The sequence below is a fragment of the Actinomadura latina NBRC 106108 genome (assembly GCF_001552195.1).
Lineage (GTDB): Bacteria > Actinomycetota > Actinomycetes > Streptosporangiales > Streptosporangiaceae > Spirillospora > Spirillospora latina.
In genome coordinates this window covers 1-4,861 of sequence record NZ_BCQS01000057.1, presented here as the reverse complement: position 1 = coordinate 4,861, position 4,861 = coordinate 1, and the positions used below count along the sequence as shown (strand labels likewise).

Genomic DNA, 4,861 nt, shown 5'->3' with positions numbered 1-4,861 from the left:
CCCCCACACCCTTCGGCTCACCCGTCGAACCCGACGTGTAAATGACATACGCCAAATGCTGCGGCAACAACGGCTCCGTCCGGTCCGCGTTAGTCGGTGCGCCGTCCACCGCAGGCCGGTCGTCCTCCAGGAACACGCGCGGAACGTCCACCGCCGGCAGCACCCGATCAGTCTCCCGATCCGTCACCAGCACCAGCGGACACGCATCACGCAGCACATACTCCATACGCGGCCCCGGATACTGCGGATCGATCGGCAAATACGCCCCACCCGCCTTCGACACCGCCAACAGCCCCACCACCAGACCAACCGACCGGCCCGTCGCCACCCCCACCACCACATCCGGACCAACACCACACCCGATCAACTCAAACGCCAACGCATTCGCCCGCGCATCCAACTCCGCATACGTCAACGACTCCGACCCCGCCACCACCGCCACCGCACCCGGCGACACCGCCGCCCAGGCCTCGAACACCCCCGGCAACAACAACGACTGCCCAGGGATCTCAACCGTCGTGTCATTCCACCCATCCACCACCAGCGACCGCTCCGCGGGCAGCAACACCTCAACCGCATTCACCGGCGCAGCCGGGTCCCCGACCACCTGCCCCAACACCCCAACGAACCGTTCCGCCAACCCCTCGACCGAACCGCGATCGAACAAATCCACCGCGTACTCGAGGTACCCGCGGAATTCCTGTCCGTGCGCACCGCCGAATTCGGCCATGATCAGGCTGAGGTCGAATTTGGCCACCTGGTTCACGGTCGGCATGGCCGACCATTCCAGGCCGGGCAGGCGCACTTCCTCACCCGGCGTCGCGATCGTGCTCTGCCAGACGAACGCGACCTGGAACAGCGGGTGGTAGGACGTCGAACGCTCCGGATTCAGCAACTCCACCAGCCGCTCGAACGGCACGTCCTGGTTGTCATAGGCCGCCAGCGCCTTGTCCCGCACCTGATCCACCACCTGCGCGAACGACCTGTCACCCGACAAGTCCACCCGCAGCACCCAGTTGTTCACAAAGAACCCGACCAGGTCGTTCAGGTCCTCGTCGGTGCGGCCCGCGATCGGCGAACCCATCGTGATGTCCGAACCGGCGCCCAGCCGCGACAGCATCACCGCATACGCCGCCTGCAACACCATCGGCACCGTCGCACCATGCCTGCGCGCCAGCGCCTCGACCCCGGCGGCCAGCTCCGGGTCCACGGCGAACTCGACCGTCTCGCCGCGGTGGCTCCGCTTGGGCGGGCGCGGCCGGTCGGCGGGCAGGGCGAGCGGCTGCGGAGCGCCCTCCAGTTCCCGGCGCCAGTACCCGACCTGCTGGGACGCGACGCTCTCCGGATCGGAGAGTTCTCCGAGCAGTTCCTGCTGCCAGAGGGTGTAGTCCGCGTACTGGACGGGCAGCGGGGCCCATCCCGGCTCCCGCCCCTCCGCCCGCGCCATGTACGCCATCGACAGGTCCCGGGCCAGCGGTGCCATCGACGCGGCGTCGCCGGCGATGTGGTGCATGAGGATGACCAGCACGTATTCGTCCGGCCCGCAGGCGAGCAGGCCGACCCGGATCGGGATCTCGGATTCGAGTTCGAACCGGTGCGCCACCGCCTCCGCGACGGCGTCCGCCACCTGCTCGGGCTCCACGGTGCGGGTCGGGACCTCGACCACGACCTCGTCCGGCGGCAGGATCCGCTGGAACGCCACGCCCCGCTCGTCCTCGCCGATCACCGTGCGGAGGCTCTCGTGCCGCAGCAGCACGTCCCGGACCGCGACGGCCATCAGGCCCGGGTCGACCGCGGCGCGCAGCCGCAGCACCACCGGCTGGTTGTAGGTGACCGACGGGCCCTCGTACCGGTACAGGAACCACAGCCGGCTCTGCGCGAACGACAACGGGATCATGAGATGGCCTCTCGGGGGTTCGAAGGTCAGGGGTGCCGGTGCCCCGTGCCGGGGCCGCCCCGGGAGCCGTGGTCCCTGCGCCGGCCGTCGCTCCGGCCGACGTACATCAGCTCGCCGGACCTCGTCCGCCGGACCAGGTCGCCGGTGCGGAACATCCGTCCGCCGGCCGGGTCGAACGGGTTGGCGACGAACCGCGCCGCCGTCGGCGCCGCGGCGTCCAGGAGGCCGCGGCCGAGACCGGGGCCGGCGATGTAGAGCTCGCCCGTGACCCGTGGCGGGACCGGGGCGAGCCCGGGACCGAGCACGAGCACCTGGACGTCCCGCAGCGCCGGGCCGAGCGGAACGGCGCCGGTGGCGGGCAGGTCGGCCGAATGCGGGATCGACAGGGTCGTCGCGAGACCGGTCTCCGGCCGCCCGTAGCAGGCGAGGACCCGGACCCCCGGGATCGCGGCCCGCACCCGGCCGACCAGCTCGGCGGGCACTTCCTCGCCCGAGAACATGACGGTGTCGGCGTCGACGCGGCCTTCCGGCGCGCGGTCCAGCAGTGCGGTGAAGGCCGAGGGAACGGTGCTGACGACAGTCTTGGTCCAGGTGCCACGCCGCTCCGGGCTCGCCGGATCCGATGTGAGGTCCAGGCCACCGCCGGTGGACAGGGCGGCGAGCACCTCGACGATCCGCATACCGGAACCCGCCGGCGGGCAGGACGCGATCCGCGTGCCCGGCCCGGTGCCGAGCCGCTCCGCCATCCGCGCCGCGAGATCGGTGATGTTGCGGTGGGTGACGGCCGCACCGTGCGGCGATCTGGCGTAGGCCAGATGCTGCGGGCGCAACGGCAGGAGCCGGTCCTCATCGGTCGGGGCCCGGTCGGAAACCGTCCGGGGATCGTCCAGATACAGTCGCGGAACCCCTGTCTCCGGGAGCGCCGGGGCGGTCTCATGATCGGTCAGGACGGCCACGGCAGCGGCAGCGGGCACCTGGTCCGGCGCGTCGACCGGCAGGAACACGCCGCCGGCCTTGGCCACCGCGAGCAGCGCGACCACCGATTCGACCGGCCGCCGGGTCGCCACGGCCACCGGACGGTCCGGGCCGGCGCCGTGCTCGATCAGCTCGAAGGCCAGGCCGTTGGCCCGAGCGTCCAGTTCGGCGTAGGTCAGCGGCCCGGTGTCGGTCACGACGGCGACCGCGTCCGGTGCGGCGGTCACGGCCGCCTCGAACATGCCCGGCACCAGGGACGGATCGTTCGCCGCCCGCGGTACGGCCGGGGGCCTCGGCGCCGTCGCGGCGGGCTCGACCGGCCGCTGCTCCACGAGCGCCCGCTCCTCGGCGGTCAGCACCTCCACCGCGCCGACGGGGGTGCCCGGATCGGCGATGATCTGTTCGAGCACCCGCAGGTACCGGTCCGCCATCTGCTCGACGGAGACTTGCTCGAACACGTCGCGCTGGTACTGCATCGTCATCCGCAGCGGTTCCGGGGCCGCCATCAGCGTCATCGCGTAGTGCGTCCCCGTCGAGTACCGGAGGCGGCTGATCGTGAGGCCGTACTCCGACATCGCGTTGCCGGCGCCGTCCCACGGATAGGACTCGAAGACCACCACCGTGTCGAACAGCGTCCGGAGACCTGTGTCCTGCTGGATCTCGGTGAGGCCGTGGTGATGGTGGTCGAGCAGCGCCGCCTGGCGGTTCTGCAGGTCGGTCAGGACGTCGGCCAGCGAGTCGCCGGGGTTGCAGCGGACCCGCACCGGCAGCGTGTTGATGAACAGCCCGACCATCGCGTCGACGCCAGCGACGGCCGGAGGACGGCCCGACACCGTCATGCCGAACAGCACGTCATCGCGCGCGGTGAGCTGCCCCAGCAGGATCGCCCACGCCCCCTGCACGACCGTGTTGACCGTCACACCGAGTTCGGTCGCGCGGCGGACGAGGTCCCGGGCGCCTTCGGCGGACAGTCCGACCTCGACCCGGCCGATGCCCCCGGAGTTGCCGGCGGCCCGTACCTGGGGTGCCAGCAGCGTCGGCTCCGTCACGCCCGCGAGTTCGCCGGACCAGGCTCGGGCCGACTGTTCCCGGTCCTGCCGCGACAGCCAGACCAGGAAGTCCCGGTAGTCGCGGGGACGCGGCAACGCCGAAACGTCGCCGTTCTCCCCGTACAGGCCCATCAGGTCCTGCATCACGAGCGGCAGCGACCATCCGTCGAACATCAGATGGTGGCTGGTCACGACCAGTTCGAAGCTCTGGTCGTCCGTCCGGATCAGCGTGAGCCGGAACAGCGGCGCCACCGCCGGGTCGAAGTGCTCCCCATGATCGGCGGCGAGCACGTCCTCCAGGCGGGCGGCGCGGTCGTCCTCGGGGACGTCCCGCAGGTCGATCTCCCGCCACGGCAGCACCACGTCCGAGGCCACGACCTGCATCGGCTCGCCGTCGGCCCCGAAGGCGAACGCGACCCGCAGGTTCGGGTACCGGTCCAGCAGGCCCTGGCCCGCCGCCCGCATCCGATGCGGATCCACGTGCCCGTCCAGATGCAGGACGAACTGCATCTGGTACGGGTCGAACTCCTTGCCGGCCATCATGACGTGGAACAGCAGGCCCGATTGCATAGCCGTCAGCGGCCAGACGTCCGCCAAGCCCGGGTGGCGGGCCTCCAACGCGTCGATCTCGGGCTGGGTGAGCGACACCATCAGCAGATCCGACGGTGTCAGACCACCGGCTCCGGTCTCGCCGGCATGCCGGGCGAGGTCGGTCAGCGCCTCGGTCCAGAGGTCGGCCAGTTCTTGGACGTCCTCCTGCGCCAGGACCCCGGTCGCGTAGGTGAACGACGCATTGAGGACGGGGCCTTGGTCGGTGTCGGTGACCACGGCGTTGATGTCGATGGCGTGGGCGACCGGCATGTCGGCGTCGAACTCCGCCGACACCTCGTCCAAGAGGGGTAGCTGCGTCCAACCTTGGTCGCGTGGGTCCTTTGACGTA

General features: G+C 70.9%; 2 protein-coding genes. Both read right to left on the bottom strand.

Translation table 11 applies throughout. The features are described from left to right. The coding region (locus tag AL2_RS35730; protein ID WP_169806484.1) for a condensation domain-containing protein at positions 1-1,888 on the bottom strand (1,888 nt) is incomplete at its 3' end. A gap of 35 nt (positions 1,889-1,923) precedes the next feature. Beyond that, the gene (locus AL2_RS35725) at positions 1,924-4,806 is read right to left on the bottom strand and encodes a condensation domain-containing protein (RefSeq protein ID WP_245667136.1); all 2,883 of its coding nucleotides are present in this window, start codon (positions 4,804-4,806) and stop codon (positions 1,924-1,926) included. Positions 4,807-4,861 lie beyond the last annotated feature (55 nt).